The sequence below is a fragment of the Kitasatospora sp. NBC_01302 genome (assembly GCF_035976515.1).
Lineage (GTDB): Bacteria > Actinomycetota > Actinomycetes > Streptomycetales > Streptomycetaceae > Kitasatospora.
Window position 1 is genome coordinate 2,266,920 of sequence record NZ_CP108404.1, and the last position, 16,658, is coordinate 2,283,577.

At 74.9% G+C, this 16,658-nt stretch carries 16 protein-coding genes; 7 read left to right on the plus strand and 9 right to left on the minus strand.

Annotation, left to right across the window (positions count from 1 at the left end; all coding sequences use genetic code 11):
• Positions 1-59 precede the first annotated feature (59 nt).
• The 5 genes from OG294_RS09410 to OG294_RS09430 all read right to left on the minus strand — a co-directional run bounded on the left by OG294_RS09410 (position 60) and on the right by OG294_RS09430 (position 6,280).
• The gene (locus OG294_RS09410) at positions 60-1,586 is read right to left on the minus strand and encodes a pyridoxal phosphate-dependent decarboxylase family protein (RefSeq protein ID WP_327065994.1); all 1,527 of its coding nucleotides are present in this window, start codon (positions 1,584-1,586) and stop codon (positions 60-62) included.
• Complete coding sequence (locus tag OG294_RS09415) at positions 1,583-2,944, minus strand: diaminobutyrate--2-oxoglutarate transaminase family protein (RefSeq protein ID WP_327065995.1); 1,362 nt, start codon at positions 2,942-2,944, stop codon at positions 1,583-1,585. Before OG294_RS09415 ends, OG294_RS09410 begins: the two co-directional genes overlap by 4 nt.
• Before the next feature lie 140 nt (positions 2,945-3,084).
• Positions 3,085-3,777, minus strand: a complete 693-nt coding sequence (locus tag OG294_RS09420) for an HAD family hydrolase (RefSeq protein ID WP_327065996.1) — start codon at positions 3,775-3,777, stop codon at positions 3,085-3,087.
• Between the two features lie 68 nt (positions 3,778-3,845).
• Complete coding sequence (locus tag OG294_RS09425) at positions 3,846-5,327, minus strand: MFS transporter (protein ID WP_327065997.1); 1,482 nt, start codon at positions 5,325-5,327, stop codon at positions 3,846-3,848.
• Between the two features lie 17 nt (positions 5,328-5,344).
• Positions 5,345-6,280 carry a TIGR03619 family F420-dependent LLM class oxidoreductase gene (locus OG294_RS09430; protein ID WP_327065998.1) on the minus strand — a complete coding sequence of 312 codons (936 nt, stop codon included), beginning with the start codon at positions 6,278-6,280 and terminating at the stop codon, positions 5,345-5,347.
• Between the two features lie 224 nt (positions 6,281-6,504).
• On the opposite strand from OG294_RS09430, the gene OG294_RS09435 reads away from it, so the two are divergent.
• Complete coding sequence (locus tag OG294_RS09435) at positions 6,505-6,972, plus strand: nuclear transport factor 2 family protein (RefSeq protein WP_327065999.1); 468 nt, start codon at positions 6,505-6,507, stop codon at positions 6,970-6,972.
• 57 nt (positions 6,973-7,029) lie between these two features.
• Here OG294_RS09435 and OG294_RS09440 read toward each other — a convergent pair whose 3' ends face one another.
• The 3 genes from OG294_RS09440 to OG294_RS09450 all read right to left on the minus strand — a co-directional run bounded on the left by OG294_RS09440 (position 7,030) and on the right by OG294_RS09450 (position 9,952).
• Entirely contained in the window at positions 7,030-7,701 is a 672-nt protein-coding gene (locus tag OG294_RS09440; RefSeq protein WP_327066000.1) for a response regulator transcription factor, read from the minus strand.
• A 76-nt stretch (positions 7,702-7,777) separates the two neighbouring features.
• The gene (locus OG294_RS09445) at positions 7,778-8,803 is read right to left on the minus strand and encodes a hypothetical protein (protein WP_327066001.1); all 1,026 of its coding nucleotides are present in this window, start codon (positions 8,801-8,803) and stop codon (positions 7,778-7,780) included.
• Positions 8,804-8,884: 81 nt separating this feature from the next.
• A complete protein-coding gene (locus tag OG294_RS09450; protein ID WP_327066002.1) occupies positions 8,885-9,952 on the minus strand; it encodes an RNA ligase (ATP) in 1,068 nt (355 codons plus the stop codon).
• A gap of 349 nt (positions 9,953-10,301) precedes the next feature.
• Between OG294_RS09450 and modA the strand changes: the two genes are divergently transcribed.
• The 3 genes from modA to OG294_RS09465 are packed head-to-tail and all read left to right on the plus strand — an operon-like array spanning position 10,302 to position 13,037.
• Complete coding sequence (gene modA / locus OG294_RS09455; RefSeq protein WP_327066003.1) at positions 10,302-11,147, plus strand: molybdate ABC transporter substrate-binding protein; 846 nt, start codon at positions 10,302-10,304, stop codon at positions 11,145-11,147.
• 10 nt (positions 11,148-11,157) lie between these two features.
• Positions 11,158-11,961 carry a molybdate ABC transporter permease subunit gene (gene modB, locus OG294_RS09460; RefSeq protein WP_327066004.1) on the plus strand — a complete coding sequence of 268 codons (804 nt, stop codon included), beginning with the start codon at positions 11,158-11,160 and terminating at the stop codon, positions 11,959-11,961.
• On the plus strand, positions 11,958-13,037 hold the full coding sequence (locus OG294_RS09465) for an ABC transporter ATP-binding protein (protein ID WP_327066005.1): 1,080 nt from the start codon (positions 11,958-11,960) through the stop codon (positions 13,035-13,037). The genes modB and OG294_RS09465 overlap by 4 nt, the downstream gene beginning before the upstream one ends.
• Positions 13,038-13,172: 135 nt before the next feature.
• Here OG294_RS09465 and OG294_RS09470 read toward each other — a convergent pair whose 3' ends face one another.
• The gene (locus OG294_RS09470) at positions 13,173-13,781 is read right to left on the minus strand and encodes a TetR/AcrR family transcriptional regulator (RefSeq protein ID WP_327066006.1); all 609 of its coding nucleotides are present in this window, start codon (positions 13,779-13,781) and stop codon (positions 13,173-13,175) included.
• Between the two features lie 59 nt (positions 13,782-13,840).
• Here OG294_RS09470 and OG294_RS09475 point away from each other — a divergent pair, with 59 nt between their 5' ends.
• From OG294_RS09475 to OG294_RS09485, 3 genes are all read left to right on the plus strand, one after another.
• The gene (locus tag OG294_RS09475) at positions 13,841-14,560 is read left to right on the plus strand and encodes a DUF998 domain-containing protein (RefSeq protein ID WP_327066007.1); all 720 of its coding nucleotides are present in this window, start codon (positions 13,841-13,843) and stop codon (positions 14,558-14,560) included.
• Entirely contained in the window at positions 14,557-15,333 is a 777-nt protein-coding gene (locus OG294_RS09480) for an SDR family NAD(P)-dependent oxidoreductase (RefSeq protein WP_327066008.1), read from the plus strand. Before OG294_RS09475 ends, OG294_RS09480 begins: the two co-directional genes overlap by 4 nt.
• Positions 15,334-15,623: 290 nt before the next feature.
• On the plus strand, positions 15,624-16,511 hold the full coding sequence (locus OG294_RS09485; RefSeq protein ID WP_327066009.1) for an alpha/beta fold hydrolase: 888 nt from the start codon (positions 15,624-15,626) through the stop codon (positions 16,509-16,511).
• Positions 16,512-16,658 lie beyond the last annotated feature (147 nt).

A 16,658-nucleotide genomic window follows, 5' to 3' on the forward strand; every position in this document is an offset into this window, starting at 1 on the left:
GGAGCCGGGCCCGGCCCTCGCCGCTCCACCCGCAGACCACGCGGGCCTCCGGGCCGGCCCTACTCCCCCGCCCGGTCCAGCTCGCGGCCGGTCAGGACGACCAGGTCGAGCAGCCGCTCCAGGTCCGCCTCGGTGGCCTGCGGGTTGAGCAGGGTGAGCTTGAGCCGCACCTGTCCGGCCACCGCCCTCCCACCCGCGCACGGCAGTTCGGTCCGCCCCAGGACCGCCCGCCCGGTGGCCAGCAGGCGCCGGCGCAGCGCGGCGTTGAAGGCGTCCACGGCCGCCGGGTCGGCCCGCCGGACCGGGTCGGCGGGCAGCTGGCGGAAGAGCACGGTGGTCAGCAGCGGGTCGCCGTGCAGCTCCAGCTCCGCCCTGGCCCGGATCCCGCCGGCCGCCGCCAGGGCCAGCTCGCGGCAGCGGTCGACCAGGGCGCCCAGGCCGACGTGGCCGAGCGTGCGCAGGGTGACCATGAGCGAGAACGCGTCGGCCCGGCGGGTGGTGCGCAGCGAGCGGCCGAGCAGGCTCGGGTAGCCCGCCTCCTCGTCGTCCGCCGGGTTGAGGTAGGCCGCGCGGCGGGCCAGCGAGTCGTAGCTCTCGGCCCGCCGGACCAGGAACACCCCGGCGGCCACCGGCTGCCAGCCCAGCTTGTGCCAGTCCAGCGAGACCGAGTCGGCGAGTTCCAGGCCCGCCAGCAGCGGGGCCAGCCGCGCGGAGAGCAGCGCGCCGCCGCCGTACGCGGCGTCCACGTGCAGCCAGGCACCGTGGTCGGCGGCCAGCTCGGCGCAGGCGGTCAGCGGGTCGATCGCGCCGGTGTCGGTGGTGCCGGCGGTGGCGACCACGGCGAGCGGGGTCTGCCCCGCGCGCCGGGCCTCGGTCAGCGCCCGGGCCAGCGCCCCCGGGTCCATCCGCTGGTCGCGGTCGACCTCGATGGGGACCACCGCCCGCTCGCCGAGGCCGAGCACCGCCGCCGCGCGCTGGATGGAGAAGTGGGCGGCCCGGGAGGCGAAGACCCGCGGGCGGCGGGCGGGGTCGACCCCGGTCAGCTCCGGCTGTCCGGGCAGCAGCCGGTCGCGGGCCAGCAGCAGACCGAGCAGATTGGACTCGGTGCCGCCGGAGGTGAGCACCCCGGCGGCCCGGTCCGGCCGGTAGCCGACCAGCGCCGCCAGTTCGGCCAGCAGCTCGGTCTCCAGCACGGTGGCGGCCGGCGCCTGGTCCCAGGAGTCCAGCGAGGGGTTGAGCGCGCTGACCGCGAGGTCGGCGGCGACCGCGACGGCCAGCGGCGGGCAGTGCAGATGGGCGGCGCAGGCGGGGTCGGCCGGGTCGGCGGCGCCGTGGGCGAGCAGCTCGGTGAGCGCGCCCAGCGCGCCGGCCCCGCTCGGTGCCCGGGCGGCGCGGGCCACCCGCTCGGCCAGCTCACGCGGATCGCCGCCGGTCACCGGGCCGCCGCGCCGGGCGGCGCCGGCGGCCAGCGCCGCGAGCACCTGCTCCAGCAGCGGGCGCAGCGCCGCCGGCCCGTGCTCGCCGCCGGCCAGCGCCGCCGGGTCGACGGCCACCGCGCGGTGCCGGTGCTCCGTCAGACCGGTCACGACCCGTCCCCGGCCGCCGCCGCGATCGCCTCGGCGAGGCGCTCCAGCACGGCCCCCGCCTGTTCGTCGGTGATGGTCAGCGGCGGCAGCAGGCGCAGCACCGCGTCGTGCCGCCCGCCGAGCTCGACGATCAGTCCGCGGGCCAGGCAGGCCTCCCGGACCCGCACGGCCAGCGCCGGGTCCGGCGGGCAGGAGCCGACGGCGTCCGGCCCGCCCGCCGGGTCGACGAGTTCGACGCCGAGCATCAGCCCGCGTCCGCGGACGTCGCCGATCACCGGCAGCCGCTCCTTGAGCGCCGTCAGCTCGGTCATCAGCCGCCGCCCGACCTGCTCGGCCCGCGCGGCCAGGCCGTTCGCCGCCACGTGGCGCAGGGTGGCGGCGCCGGCCGCCATGGCGAGGGTGTTGCCGCGGAAGGTGCCGGTGTGCGCGCCGGGGCGCCAGCCGTCGTACTCCGCGCGGTAGGCGACCACCGCGAGCGGCAGGCTGCCGCCGATCGCCTTGGAGAGCACCATCGCGTCGGGGACGATGCCGCTGTGCTCGACCGCCCACATCGCGCCGGTCCGCCCGACGCCGGTCTGCACCTCGTCGACGATCAGCGGGATGCCGCGCTCGGCGGTGATCCGGCGCATCTCGCGCAGCCAGCCGTCCGGCGCGGGCACCGCGCCGCCCTCGCCCTGCACCGCCTCCACGATCATCGCGGCGGGCGGCACCACCCCGCCCGCCGGGTCGTCGAGCAGCCGCTCGGCGTAGACCGCGGCCAGCCGCTCGCCCGCCTCGCCGCCGACCCCGAACGGGCAGCGGTAGGAGTACGGGTAGGGCAGCCGGGTGACCTCGCCGCCGCTGGGCAGCGGCTCCTTGACGGCGACGTTGCCGGTCACCGCGAGCGCGCCCGCCGTCATGCCGTGGTAGGCACCGGTGAAGGCGAGCGCGCCGCGCCGCCCGGTGGCGGTCTGCATCAGCTTGAGCGCGGCCTCCACCGCGTCGGTGCCGGCCGGGCCGCAGAAGTGCACCCGGGCGTCGTTCGCGAACGGCGCCGGCAGGCTCTCCAGCAGCGCGGTGGTGAAGTCGTCCTTCTCGGCGGTGGCCAGGTCGAGCAGGTGCAGCGGGGCGCCGCTGTCCAGCGTGCGGCGGATCGCGGCCAGCACCACGGGGTGGTTGTGGCCGAGCGCGAGGGTGCCGGCGCCGGAGAGGCAGTCGAGGTAGCGACGGCCGTCGGCGCCCTCCACCGTCATGCCGCTGGCGCGCACGGGGACGATCGGGAAGGAGCGCGCGTAGGTGCGGGCGGCGGACTCGCGGACCCGCTGACGGCGCAGGATCGCGTCGCCGACGGGGTGGGGGGACTCGGCTGTCAGGGTCACCGTGGACTCCAGGGTGCGGGACGGTAAACTTAGGTTAGCCTAACCTAAGTTTACGTACCGTCAGCCACCGTCCCCGGCACCCTGGGCCACCCCGTTGTCAACGACGCCCGCGCCCGCGGGTCACGGGTCCGCCCCCCGCTTCAGTCGAGCAGGTCGAGCAGCGGGGCCAGCCCGGCCGGCCGGTGTTCCACCGGCAGGTGGTCGACCAGCAGCAGCGAGCAGCCGAGCGCCGCGGCGCCGCCGTCCTGCGTCCGGTGGTCGCCCACCATCAGCACGTCGGCCGGCGCCAGGCCGAGCCGGTCGCAGGCGGCCTTGAAGATCACCGGATCCGGCTTCTTCGCCCCCACCTCGCAGGAGAGCAGGTAGGCGTCGACCAGCTCGTCCAGCCCGTGGCCGCGGAAGACCGGGCGCAGGTCCCAGCCGATGTTGCTCACCACCGCGACCGGCAGGCCGCGCCGGCGCAGCTCGCGCAGCACCGGCTCGGCGTCGGGGTAGGGCTGCCAGGCCTCCGGCGTCATGTGGCGGTCGTACAGCGCGTCGGCCAGCTCCCGCCCCGGCTCCCAGGCCGCCCTGGCCAGCCCGGTGTACGCCGCCCGGTGCTGCTCCGCGCTCAGGTCCCTGGCCTCCCACGCCGCCGCCAGCCCGGCCGGCAGGGTCCGGGGCTCGGCGCCGCCGGGCAGCGCACCGTACTCGGTCAGCCGGGCCGCGCCCGCTGCCAGCTCCTCGGCCGTCAGCTCCAGGCCCGCCGAAGCCGCCACCGCCGCCAGCCACCGCTCGGTCGGCTCGACCCGGAAGAGGGTGCCGGAGAAATCGAACATGATTCCCTTGATCATGCGGCCGATCCTGACCCAGCATCAGCCGCACTGGCAAGGGTGTCAGCTCCGGTCGCGGGGGCCGCAGTTCACCCCGGCGGGCGGCCCCGGCCGGACGGCAGCAGCAGCGCCACCGCCGCCGTGCCGGCCAGCAGCAGCGCGGCGCCGATCAGCAGCACGATGTGCAGCCCCGCCATGAAGCCCCCGGGTGCGGCGATCAGCGCGCCGCAGACCGCCACCCCCACCGCCCCGCCCAACTGCCGGGCGGAGTTGAGGATCCCCGAGGCCAGCCCGGCCCGCCCGGTGTCCACCGCGGCCAGCATCGCGCAGGTCAGCGGCGGCACCGCCAGCCCCACCCCGATCCCGAGCGGCACCAGCAGGAGCAGCAGCGGCCCGGTGCCGGTGTGCGGTCCGACGGACAGCAGCGCGAGCAGCGCGCCCGCCTGGACCAGCTGCCCCAGGATCAGCGGCACCTTGGGCCCGCGCCGGCAGGTCAGCGCACCGGCGGCCAGGTTGACCACCGTGGTCAGCGCGGTCATCGGGATGAACAGCAGGCCCGCGGTCAGCGCCGAGGCGCCGCGCTCCTGCTGGAAGAAGAGGGTCAGCACGAAGACCAGGCCGTAGGAGGCGAAGTTGAGCACGAAGCCGGTGGCGGTGCAGAGCGCCACCACCGGGTCGCGGAAGAACGCGAGCGGGACGGCGGGGTGCGGCTGGCTCCGTTCGACCAGTACGAAGGCCGTCCCGAGCGCGGCGGCGAGCAGCAGTGCCAGCACGGTGCGCGGGGAGCCGTAGCCGTGCGCGCCGCCGTCGATCACCGCGAAGACCAGCACCGCCACCGCCAGCCCGATGGCGGCCTGCCCGCCCAGGTCCAGCGGCGCCCGGCCGTCGGGTCTGCGCCCGCCTGGCGGGGAAACCGCCCCCTCGCCGGCCGCCCGGGCGGCCCGGCCGAGGACGAGCAGCGCCAGCACCCCCAGCGGCAGGCCGGCGCAGCCGCCGAGGAAGACCCAGCGCCAGCCGAGCCCGCTGGTCAGCGCGCCGCCCAGGACCGGGCCCACCGCGATCGCCACCCCGCCGCCGGCCATCCACCGGGTGATCGCCCGGGCCCGCTCGACCGGATCGGGATAGGCCCGGCTGACCAGGGCCAGCGAGGCCGGCAGCATGATCGCCGCGCCGGCCCCCTGCGCCGCCCGGGCGGCGATCAGCACGCCGAGGCCGGGGGCCAGGCCGCACAGCGCCGAGGTGACGCCGAACAGCACCAGGCCGGTGCCGAAGGCCCGCACGGCACCGATCCGGTCGGCCAGCGTGCCGGCCCACAGCAGCAGGGCCGCGAAGACCAGGGTGTAGGCGTCGGAGACCCACTGCGGCCCGGTCACCTCGTCGTGCCAGTGCCGGCCGATGGCGGGCAGGGCGACGTTGACCAGGGTGGTGTCGGAGATGGTGAGGAAGAAACCCAGGCCGAGGACGGCGGCGGCGACCGTGGCGGCACCGGGCCCGGCGGTCCGGGTGGCACCGGCGCCGGGGCGGTGGGTGCGGTGGGCGGAGCGCCGCCCGGGGAAGAGCGCGGGGAGCACGGTGCCACCGCTCCCGGTCAGCCGCCTCCCGCGGGCGCGAGCGCCGCCAGCGCCTCGGTCACCGTGGCGAGCGAGGCCGCCGGATCCGCCTGGTCGCCCACGATCCGCGGGTCGAAGTTGAAGTCCAGGAACACCTCGGTGGCCCCGAGGTCGTGCAACAGGGCCAGGTCGCCGCGGAGTTGGTCGGCGTCGCCGTGCAGCAGCCCGCGCCCGGGACCTTCGCTCGGGCCGTAGAAGACCTTGCCCCGGATCACGATCCGCACCGTCGCCGGGTCCTTGCCCGCCCGCTCGGCGGCGGCCCGCACCTCGCGCGAGGCCCGGGCCACCAGCTCGGTGCTCACCGCGCCCGGACTCAGCCAGCCCTGGGCGAGGCGGCCGGCCCGGTCGAAGGCCTTGTCCACCGCGCCGCCGAGCAGCAGCGGGAAGGCCGGCTGGACCGGGCGCGGACGCACCAGGGTGCGCGGCAGTTCGGTGAACTCGCCCTTGAATTCGGCGACTTCGTTCTCCCACATCAATCGGAGCACCTTCAGGTACTCCAGCGTCCGGCCCAGCCGGCGCTCCGGCGGCACCCCGGCCGCCAGGTACTCGGCCGCCGACCAGCCCTGGGCGATGCCCGCGTCCAGCCGGCCGCCGGAGGCGTTGTCGAGCTGGATCAGCTGCTTGGCCAGCACGGCGGGCGCGAAGAACGGCGCGTTGACCACCGACAGGCCCAGCCGGATCCGCTCGGTGGCACCCGCCAGATAGGCCAGGCTGATCAGCGGCTCGGCCGAGCCGTTGTAGAACGCGCCGCCCCCGCCGCCGCCGTCGGCGACCGGCACCAGCAGCCGGCTGAACGTCCACAGCGAGTGGTAGCCGAGCCGCTCCGCCTGCCGGGCCACCCGCAGCTGCCCCGCGGCGGTGGCCCAGGCGCCGGACTGGGGTACTCCTACGCCGAGCAGCAGGTCGCCGGTCATTCGCCACTCCTTGCTCACGATTGCCTGTGACGGTCCGAGGTAAAACTAGGCCTGACAGTCCGTCAAGCACCGGTCCCTGAGCCCGAACAGCCACACCTGGGGACGTCCCGCCGGGGAGAACGTCAGTTTGTGACTATGCGCACACGTTGTTGTTGACAGGCAATCAGCTGCGGTGTGTATTGGGCCTCCAAGGGACTGACCGCCGACCACTTCGGAGTGACCACGTGAGCACCCGCGATGACGTGATCGAGACCACCGTTCGGATGTGCTGGTACACCGACCTGCGGGCCTGGGACAGACTGGGCGAGGTGATGGCCGAGAAGGTGGCGCTGGACTACTCCAGCTTCGGCGCCGGTGCCCCGGCCGAGGTCTCCCGGGCCGACCTGATCGCCTCCTGGCGCTCCCTGCTGGGCGGCATGAAGGCCACCCAGCACATCCTCACCAACCACCTGGTCACCGTCGAGGGCGACCAGGCCATCTGCACCGCGCACTTCCAGGCCACCCATGTGGTCGACCTCGCGCTCGGCGACAACACCTACACCCTGGGCGGGCGTTACCGGTTCGGGCTGCGGCTGGTGGAGGACGCCTGGCAGATCGAGTCCATCGTGATGACCGCGCTCTGGGCCAGCGGCAACCGGGAGATCTTCGCGATCGCCCAGGCGGCGCAGGCGGAGCAGGACGAGCACCACTGAGCCACGGGGCGCTGCTGGGTCACAGGGCGCCGCTGGGCCGCCGCCGCTGAGCCACCGTCAGGCGGCGCCGCCCGGGATCACCAGCCCGCTCTCGTAGGCGAGCACGACGGCCTGGGCCCGGCTGGACAGGTTCAGCTTGGCCATGGTCCGGTTGAGATGGGTCTTGACCGTGGCCACGCTGACCACCAGCCGCCCGGCGATCTCCGGGTTGGACAGCCCCTGGCCGACCAGTCGCAGCACGTCCAGCTCCCGGTTGGTCAGCGGGTCCAGGCCGGGCGGCGCCATGGCCGCCCGCCCGCCGGCCCGGTGCGCGTAGGCCTCGATCAGCCGGCAGACCACGCTGGGCGCGAAGAGCATGTCACCGGCCGCCACCGTCGAGACCGCCGTCAGCAGGCGCTCCGGCGGGGTGTCCTTGAGCAGGAAGCCGGCAGCGCCGGCCCGCAGTGCGGAGTAGACGTACTCGTCCAGGTCGAAGGTGGTCAGGATGATGATCCGCGGCTTCGGCTCCGCCGCCAGGCCGAGGATCGTCCCGGTCGCGGTGATGCCGTCCATGCCCGGCATCCGGACGTCCATCAGCACGACGTCGGGCCGCTCGGAGGCGGCCAGCGCCACCGCCTGCGCGCCGTCGGCGGCCTCCCCCACCACCTGCATCCCCGGCGCCGCGCGCAGCAGCGCCGCGAGCCCGGCTCTGATCAGCATCTGGTCGTCCACCACCAGCACGCGCGTCACGCCCGTGGCCCCCCGTTCCGACCGCTCCCCATGGCGGGCTCCACCTTAGGGGTTCCGGGCGCGCTGGGTCAGCGGCTCAGTCGTAGTCGCCGCCGCTGACCGCCCAGGCCAGGCCGGTGGCCGGGTCCTCCAGGGCGAGGTGCAGGTGCCACACCTCGTCGGCGGGCTCGCACCAGGTGAAGCAGCGCAGCCTGGCCACCAGGGCGAGCAGTTCGGCGAGCGTGCAGTGCCCGGCCGGATCGGCCATCGCGGCCAGCGCCTGCCACACGGCGAGGCGGCCCCTCGCCGCGCCGCCGGAGCGGCCGTAGGCTCCGGCGCCCGAGCCGGCCCGCACCAGCGCGGGATAGGCGGCGGCGAACGGGAGGTAGCCGGCGGTCGCCTCGGCGCGCAGCGCGGCCGGCGCGAGCAGGGCGGCCGCCTGCGGGGCGGTGCCGCGCAGGCAGCGGGCGTCCAGCCAGCCGCACAGGCCGCGCAGGGCGGCGGTGGCGGGCTGCTCGGGGCCGGGCAGCGGCGGCCCGGGCTCGGGCAGCCGGGTCGGGCCCAGCCCCTCGCGGCTGTCGGGCAGCGGGAAGTGCGGGGTGGCCGCGCCGTCGACGCGGTAGGCGGTCACCCGGTCCGCCGCCTCCCAGCCGGCCTGCTCCCAGGGCTGCAGGACCAGCGGCACGGCGAGCGCCCCGCCCGGATCGGCCCGGCCGCCCGGGGCCCCGAGCGGCCGCGGCACGGCGGGGCGCCCGCCCGTCAGGTCCTCGCCGAGCAGCACCCGGGTGTGCGCCATCAGGGTGCGCACCGGTTCCGGCAGCGGCAGTGCGGCCAGCACCGCCCAGGGCTGCCGGGCGGCCAGCACCTCCCAGAGCGGTCCCACCCAGCCGTCCGACTCCCCCGCCGCACCGAGGCCGGCCGCCGGGTCGAAGAGGGCGGCGGCCACCGGAGCCGGTGCGCCGAGGGCCAGTTCGTGGCCCAGCACGGCGCTGCGCTCGACCGCCGCCCGCGCGCCCCCGCGCACGGCAGCGGCCACCCGGGTGCGCCGGTAGCTGTCGAGCAACTCGGTCCAGCGGCGGTCGGCCCCCGGCGCGCGGCCCTTCGACTCCTCGTGCGTGATCATATTTGTCAGCGTACGGTCCACTCCGGGCCGACCCCTGACTCCTCGTCGGGCCGGTGCGTCGCCCCCCACCGCGCGCCGCTGCTACTCGTACTCGGTGCCGCCCTTGCGGGTCAGGTACGCCCCGCTGACCACCTTGGCGATCGCCCGGCCGCCGAGCAGCGGGCTGTGCCGCTCCTGCTGCGGCCGCACCACCACACCCTCGCGCAGGTGCAGCGCCCGGCCCGAGACGGTCTCGCGGCCCTCGGCGTGGGCCAGCACCACGGCCGGGTCGAACGGTCCGCGCCACACCTCCGGCACCAGCGGCAGCTCGCCGGTCAGCAGCTCGGCGGCCGGCAGCCAGCGCAGCTGACCGTCGATCAGGGCCGAGACGTCGAAGACCGCGTAGCCGGGCAGCTCGGTGCGCCCGGAGGCGCCGTAGGTCAGGTCCTGCACCCCGGCGCCGAAGACCTCGCCGAAGACGCCGACGCTCTCGGCGCCCAGCCGCTCGGCCAGCCGCGCGGCGACCTCCGGCACCCCGTGTGCCCGCACCGCGCGCCAGTACAGGTTGCGCCCGTCCTCCCGCAGCGCCAGGTGCTGGGCGCCGATGCCCTTGGAGGAGACCTGCACCCGGCCGGTGGCGGCGTGGTAGGTGAGCAGGCAGCAACTGCCGTGCAGCTTCTCGGTCAGCACCACCGGCTCGCCCGCCTCGAAGACGTCCGGGAAGCGCTGCAGGTTCTCGATGTCGACCCAGGGCAGCAGGTCGGGAGCCGCCTCGACCTCGCCGTTCATCGCGGTCGGGATCGGGGGCTGCCACTTGGTGATGCCCAACTGCCCGGCGAAGTCGCGCCCCTCGGCGGCGGCCGCGGCCAGGTCGGTGGCGGCCAGCGCGCGCGGGCGGCAGACGATGCCCTGGGAGAGCTCTCCGCGCAGCCGCACCGCGCGCACCCGGTCCGCCGCCGAGCCGGCCAGCTTGCCGGTCAGTCCCAGCTCCTCGATCAACGCGGCGGGCAGCACCGCCTGCTCGGGTATGTAGAGGGCGAACTCGCCGGTGCGGTAGGCGCCCTTGGCGACGACCGCGCGGTAGAGGCCGACCTGGGCCAGCTCCAGCGCGTCGGCGTTCGGGTGTTCGTGGATGGTCAGCCGCTCGACGGTGACCCGCAGTGTGGACATTGGGCAACTGTGCTGGTCGCCGGGGTTCCGCTGCCACCGGTTTTCGGGTTCGCACAGCCGGACGGGGGAACCCGGGGCCAGCACGCTGTGCAAAGGCACAAGGGATTTCAGGCTTGCATCTGCGGCACTATGATCGCCACAACGACCGCAGATACGAGCACCCGCAGACCCACCGCCAGCCCGGCTGGGCCCCCGGCAACCCCCGGGCAGGCCTCCGGCGGAACGCGGCGGAGCCTGCCGCACGTGGCCACCGGTCCAGGGTCGCCCCCTTCCGTCGCGCAGTGCGGCGGACCGGCCCGCACCTGACCGCACCGCCGGGCCCGCGTGGACCGGCAGGAGGGGATTCCCGATGCAGTTCTCAAGCCGGACCCGCACCGCCGCCGTCGCCCTGGCCGCGCTCGCGCTGGCCGGGGGCCTGACCGCCTGCGGCAGCAGCGCGAAGTCGAGCGCGAGCGGCGGCTCGACGGGCTCCTCTGCTCCCGCCGTGAGCGGCACCGTCACCGTCTTCGCCGCGGCCTCGCTGCAGGACACCTTCACCGACCTCGGCAAGAAGTTCGAGGCCGCCCACCCCGGCACCACGGTGAAGTTCAACTTCGGCGGCAGCTCCGCGCTGGCCCAGAGCATCGTCTCCGGCGCCCCGGCCGACGTCTTCGCCGCCGCCTCGCCGGCCACCATGAAGACCGTCACCGACGCCAAGGACAACGCGGGCGACCCCAAGGTCTTCGTCCGCAACACCCTGGAGATCGCGGTCCCCCAGGGCAACCCGAAGCACATCGCCTCGCTCAAGGACCTCGCGGCCCCCGGCGTCAAGGTGGCGCTCTGCGCGCAGCAGGTGCCGTGCGGCGCGGCGGCGATCACCGCGCTCAAGGCCGGCAGCGTCGACCTGAAGCCGGTCTCGCTGGAGCAGGACGTGAAGAGCGCGCTGACCAAGGTCGAGCTGGGCGAGGTGGACGCCTCGATCGTCTACCAGACCGACGTGAAGGCCGCCGGCGGCAAGGTGGCCGGGGTCAACTTCCCCGAGGCCGCCCAGGCGATCAACGACTACCCGATGGCCGACCTGGCCAAGGCGCCCAACGCGGCCGGGGCCAAGGCCTTCGTCCAGTACGTGGAGTCGCCCGAGGGCATCGCGGTGCTGACCGCCGCCGGCTTCCAGCCCCCGGCCGCCGCCTCCTCCCCGGCGCCGTCCGCCTCGTGACGGCCCACCGGTGACGGGCGTGCGCCGCCGCGGTTCGGCCCGCATCCCGTTCGCCCTGCTGCTGCCGGCCCTGCTCGGGCTGCTCTTCCTGGTGCTGCCGCTGCTCGGGCTGGTGATCCGCGCGCCCTGGCGGGCGCTGCCCGGGCAGCTGGCCAGCGCCGAGGTCTGGCAGGCGCTGCGGCTCTCGCTGATCTGCGCCACCGCCGCCACGGCGGTGTCGCTGGTCCTCGGGGTGCCGCTGGCCTGGCTGCTGGCGCGCACCGAGTTCCCCGGGCGGCGGCTGATCCGGGCGCTGGTGACGCTGCCGCTGGTGCTGCCGCCGGTGGTCGGCGGCGTGGCGCTGCTGCTGGTGCTGGGGCGCAACGGGATCGTCGGGCGCTGGCTGGACTCCGCCTTCGGCATCACGCTGCCCTTCACCACGCCCGGTGTGGTGGTCGCCGAGGCCTTCGTGGCGATGCCGTTCCTGGTGATCAGCGTGGAGGGCGCGCTGCGCGCCGCCGACCCGCGCTACGAGGAGGCCGCCGCCACCCTGGGCGCCTCCCGGCTGACCGCGTTCCGCCGGGTCACGCTGCCGCTGATCGCGCCCGGGGTGGGCGCGGGCGCGGTGCTGGCCTGGGCGCGGGCGCTGGGCGAGTTCGGCGCCACCATCACCTTCGCCGGGAACTTCCCCGGCACCACCCAGACCATGCCGCTGGCGGTCTACCTGGCGATGGAGAACGATCCCGAAGCGGCGATCGCGCTCAGTCTGGTGCTGCTCGCGGTCTCGATCGCGGTCCTGGCGGGGCTGCGCGGACGCTGGATGAGCACACCATGACCGGACCGCAGCCCGGCAGCGGGCCAGGACTCGACGCCCACCTGCGGGTCGAGCGCCCCGGCTTCACCCTCGACCTCGCGCTGCGGGCCGCCCCCGGCGAGGTGATCGCGCTGCTCGGCCCGAACGGCGCCGGCAAGTCGACCGCACTGCGCGCGCTGGCCGGTCTGCTGCCGCTGGGCGACGGGCACCTGCGTCTGGACGGCGAGCTGCTGGAGGACCCGGCGGCCGGGCGGCACACGCCCGCCGAGCGCCGCCCGGTCGGCGTGGTCTTCCAGGACTACCTGCTCTTCCCGCACCTGAGCGCGCTCGACAACGTCGGCTTCGGCCCGCGCTGCCAGGGCCGCTCGAAGCGGGAGTCGCGGGCCCTGGCCCGCGAATGGCTGGAGCGGATGGGCCTGGCGGAGCACGCCGAGGCCCGCCCCGGCCGGCTCTCCGGCGGGCAGGCGCAGCGGGTCGCGCTCGCCCGGGCGCTGGCGGTGCGGCCCCGGCTGCTGCTGCTCGACGAGCCGCTGGCCGCGCTGGACGCCCGCACCCGGCTCGACGTGCGGGCCCAACTGCGCCGGCACCTGGCCGAGTTCGAGGCGGTCGCGGTGCTGGTCACCCATGATCCGCTGGACGCGATGGTGCTGGCCGACCGGCTGGTGGTGATCGAGGACGGCGGCGAGGTGCAGTCCGGCAGCCCGGCCGAGGTGGCGCGCCGCCCGCGCACCGACTACATCGCCCGGCTGGTGGGCCTGAACCTCTACCAGGGCACCGGCGAGGGCCACGCGGTGCGGCTGCCGGACGGCGTGGTGGTGGCGGCGGCCGAGGAGGTGTCCGGGCCGGCCTTCGTGGCCTTCGCCCCGGGCGCCGTGACCCTCTACCGGGAGCGGCCCACCAGCAGCGCCCGCAACGTCTGGGAGCTGACGGTGGCCGGGCTCGACCTGCACGGCGACCAGGTGCGCGCCGAGCTGACCGGGACGCTGCCACTGGCCGCCGACCTCACCCCGGCGGCCGCCGCCGAGCTGGACCTCGGCCAGGGCACGCGGGTCTGGGTCTCGGTGAAGGCGGCGCAGACCCACGCCTACCCGGCCTGACCGGGCTCCGGAGGGCTCGGCAGCGGATCGACCTCGTCGCCGAGCACCCCACCCGAACCTGCACGACCCACGAACTGCTCGACTACACCGGAAGCCCCAGCCCGGATAACGGCGGCGAGATCCCGGCAGACATCTTCAGCCTTCGCCACCCGGCTGCTTTGCGGCGTAGGAGCGGAGCAGGACGAGGGCCTGCCGCAGTGCGCGGGCGAGGTGCTGATGGGATCCGGTCGCCTTGTCGATGACCGCGCCGCCCTGGAGTACGGCGAGCATCATGGAGGCGAGTTCGGTGACGGGGGTTCCTTCGCGCAGCAGGCCGCTCGCCTGCATGGCAGTGAGCTGCTCCCGTAGCTCGGCAGCCCACTGTTCGTACATCCGGCCGACCAGGTCCCGGGTGATCCGGTCGGTGTCCAGCGCCCGGCCCGCCAGGGCTGCGACCTCGCAGGCGTCGTCGCGCCCCTGCTGCTCGTGCAGCCGCAGGATCTGCTCGATCCACGACTCCCAGTCCTGCCAGGTGGCCAGCGGCACCGCAGGTGCCTCGGCCTGGGCCAGTCGGGCGAGGTGGCACTGGGCGGCCGCGCGGCGCAGTTCCTCCTTCCCGTCGGGGAAGTAGTGGAACACCTGCCCCTTGCTGGTGCGGGTCAGTCGCATGACCTCGTCGAGGTTGATGTCGTTCGCGGTGATCAGCAGGTCCGCTGCGGCCTCGACGATGCGGGCCTTGGTCGCTTCTCCCTTGGGCGTGGGCATGCGGCAAGCCTAACTTTCTGGACTTGATAGTCCAAATTTTGCGTGCCAGCCTTATGGACGTGAAAGTCCAAAACCCCGTAGCCCGTATACGCGTTGCAGGAGCACTCCTCGTACTCGCCGCCGTGCAGTACGCGGTGCTGGAGTACGTCGCCGCCGCGGCCTGGCACAGCCCTTCGTACAACTACGCCGTCGACTTCATCAGTGACCTGGGCAACCCGGTCCCCGGGGACGTGTTCCAGGGCCGGATGGTCGACTCGCCGCTGCACCTGGTGATGGACACCGCGTTCATCGCCCAGGGAGCACTGTTCATCGCAGCCAGTGTGCTGCTGCTCAGTGCCGTGAACGTGGGACGGTTCAAACGGGTGCTACTCGGGCTGGCGATCGCCCACGGTGTGGGCGTGATCCTCGTCGGCTTCTTCCACGAGTCCTCCGCCGCTCTGCACAACGGCGTGATCGTGGTCCACAGCATCGGCGCGGCCGCCACCATCATCGCCGGCAACGTGCTCCCGATCCTGGTCGGCACAGGCGGCGCAGCCTTGGGCGCCCCCCGGTGGCTGCGCGCGGCCGGCACCGCGCTCGGGGTCCTCGGCCTGGCCGCATTCGTGCTCCTTCAGGCCGACCGGCCGCTCTACGACTCCTACGGAGGAGTGCCCGAACGCATCGCGGTGTACACGATTCTGGCATTCGAGCTGCTGCTCGGGGGGATCCTGCTGATCCGTCCGCCGCGTCAGCGCACCCTTCCTTCTGTGCCCAACTCCCCTGAAAGGCTCGCATCATGACGGCTGTTCCGCACTCCGTGGCGCGTCTGGCCGGCCGTCGCGCCCTGGTCACCGGCTCGACCTCCGGCATCGGCCGGTCGATCGCCACGGCCTTGGCCCGTGAGGGCGCCACCGTGGTGGTCTGCGGCCGTAACAAGGACGCCGGCGACAAGGTGGTGACCGAGATCCGCTCGGTCGGCGGCGCGGCGCACTTCGTGCGCGCCGACCTGGCCGACGGAGCCCGGGCGGCCACGCGTCTGGCCCAGGCCGCGGCCGAGGCGGCGGGCGGACCGATCGACGTGCTGGTCAACAACGCGGCGCTGCTCATCCCCGCGCAGTCGCTCACCGAGGTCGACGAGCAACTGGCGGACCTGGCCCTGGCGGTGAACATCAAGGCGCCGGCCCTGCTGACCGCGGCCCTGGTCCCGGCCATGATCGAGGCCGGCGGCGGTGCGGTCGTCAACGTCGGGTCGATCAACGGCGCGATCGGCATGTCCGTCGCGGCACTGTACGGAGCGACCAAAGCCGCGCTCCACTCGCTGACCGCGTCGTGGGCAGCGGAACTGGCCTCCAAGGGCATCCGGGTCAACGCGGTGGCGCCCGGACCGACGATGACCGAGGAGAACGCCGCCTTCCACGACGCGCTGCGCGGCTACACGGCCACCACCCCGCACGGACGCCCGGGCACCTCCGACGAGGTCGCCGACGCGGTCGTGTTCCTGACCAGCAGCCGGGCCACGCACATCCACGGCGTGACCCTTCCGGTCGACGGGGGATACCTGGCCGCCCGATAGGGCCACGGACGGGCCGGTCGGCGCGCCCTGCGCATGGCCGATCGAGCCGTCGATCCCCCGGAGCGAGCCGGTGCCGTGGTGCATTCCGAGCCTCTGAGCAGGCTTCGACGATCCATGGCGCGGCGCCTGCGGTCGACGGCGGGCCTCCGCGGCCCGCGGGGGCGAGGAATGTCCGAAAACACAGCGCGGTGCCGCGAGTTCGACTCGCGGCACCGTGGGCGCCGGCCCCGGACGGAGCCGACGTCGCAATCGCACGACCCAACCCCCACCGAAGCGGGAGAGAAACTGCGATGAAACGCAACGCACGGATCGCCGGCCTGGTCGCGGCGGCACTCGCGGCCTCCGGGCTGTCGACGGTCGCGCTCACCTCCAACGCCCAGGCCAGGGCGTCCCAGGCCAACGCGGTACAGGCCCAGGCCCTCTCGGCCCAGACCCGGGCCCTCGCGGACTGGCACGGCGCCAAGCCCACCATCGTGCTGGTGCACGGCGCGTGGGCGGACGCCGCCGGCTGGACCCCGGTCGTCGAACGGCTGGAGGCGGCCGGTTTCCCCGTCAAGGCGCCGCCGAACCCGCTGCGCGGCCTGGACTCCGACGCGCAGTACATCCACAGCGTCCTGGAACAGATCCAGGGCCCGGTCATCCTGGTGGGCCACTCCTACGGCGGCGCCGTGATCACCAACGCCGTCCAGGGCGACCCCGAGGTCAAGGCACTGGTCTACATCGCCGCCTTCGCACCGGCCACGGGCGACTCGCTGGCCGGCCTCAACGGCTCGCAGCCGGGCAGGACCATCCCCGCGCTCCCCGTCACCGCGACGAGCTACCCGGGTCCCGGCGGCACCACCGGGACGGAGCTGACCATCGACCCGACCCGGTACCCCGGCGTCTTCCTGGACAACGAGCTCCCGCTCGACCAGGAGGAGGCGCTGGCCGCCGAGCAGCGGCCGCTGAGCCTCGCCGCGGTGACCGAGACCTCCGGCACACCGGCGTGGCAGACGATCCCGTCGTGGTACATGGTGGCCGAAGGCGACCACGCCATCGCCCCGGCCCTCGAAGAGTTCATGGCCACCCGGGCCCACGCGCACACCGTCGAGGCCAACGGCCCCCACCTGATCATGCTCACCAAGCCCGGCGCAGTCACCGACCTGATCGAACAGGCTGCCCGGGCCACCGCCCGCTGACAGAAGACCGATGCGTTCCCGGCAGGCGGCAAGCCTGCCGGGAACCCTCCGGCGCCGGCGCCACACGTTCGACGGAGTACGGGTCGGTTCCGGGTCCTCGACCCGGTGCGAGGCGCGCAGCGTCAGCATGCCGCAGCCGGTGAACTC

Bases quoted from the DNA above. Each gene is read 5' to 3' on its own strand.
- OG294_RS09450 (WP_327066002.1), bottom strand. From the start codon at position 9,952: ATGTCCACACTGCGGGTCACCGTCGAGCGGCTGACCATCCACGAACAC.
- modA (WP_327066003.1), top strand. From the start codon at position 10,302: ATGCAGTTCTCAAGCCGGACCCGCACCGCCGCCGTCGCCCTGGCCGCG.
- OG294_RS09430 (WP_327065998.1), bottom strand. From the start codon at position 6,280: ATGACCGGCGACCTGCTGCTCGGCGTAGGAGTACCCCAGTCCGGCGCC.
- OG294_RS09465 (WP_327066005.1), top strand. From the start codon at position 11,958: ATGACCGGACCGCAGCCCGGCAGCGGGCCAGGACTCGACGCCCACCTG.
- OG294_RS09420 (WP_327065996.1), bottom strand. From the start codon at position 3,777: ATGATCAAGGGAATCATGTTCGATTTCTCCGGCACCCTCTTCCGGGTC.
- OG294_RS09485 (WP_327066009.1), top strand. From the start codon at position 15,624: ATGAAACGCAACGCACGGATCGCCGGCCTGGTCGCGGCGGCACTCGCG.
- OG294_RS09480 (WP_327066008.1), top strand. From the start codon at position 14,557: ATGACGGCTGTTCCGCACTCCGTGGCGCGTCTGGCCGGCCGTCGCGCC.
- OG294_RS09445 (WP_327066001.1), bottom strand. From the start codon at position 8,803: ATGATCACGCACGAGGAGTCGAAGGGCCGCGCGCCGGGGGCCGACCGC.
- OG294_RS09470 (WP_327066006.1), bottom strand. From the start codon at position 13,781: ATGCCCACGCCCAAGGGAGAAGCGACCAAGGCCCGCATCGTCGAGGCC.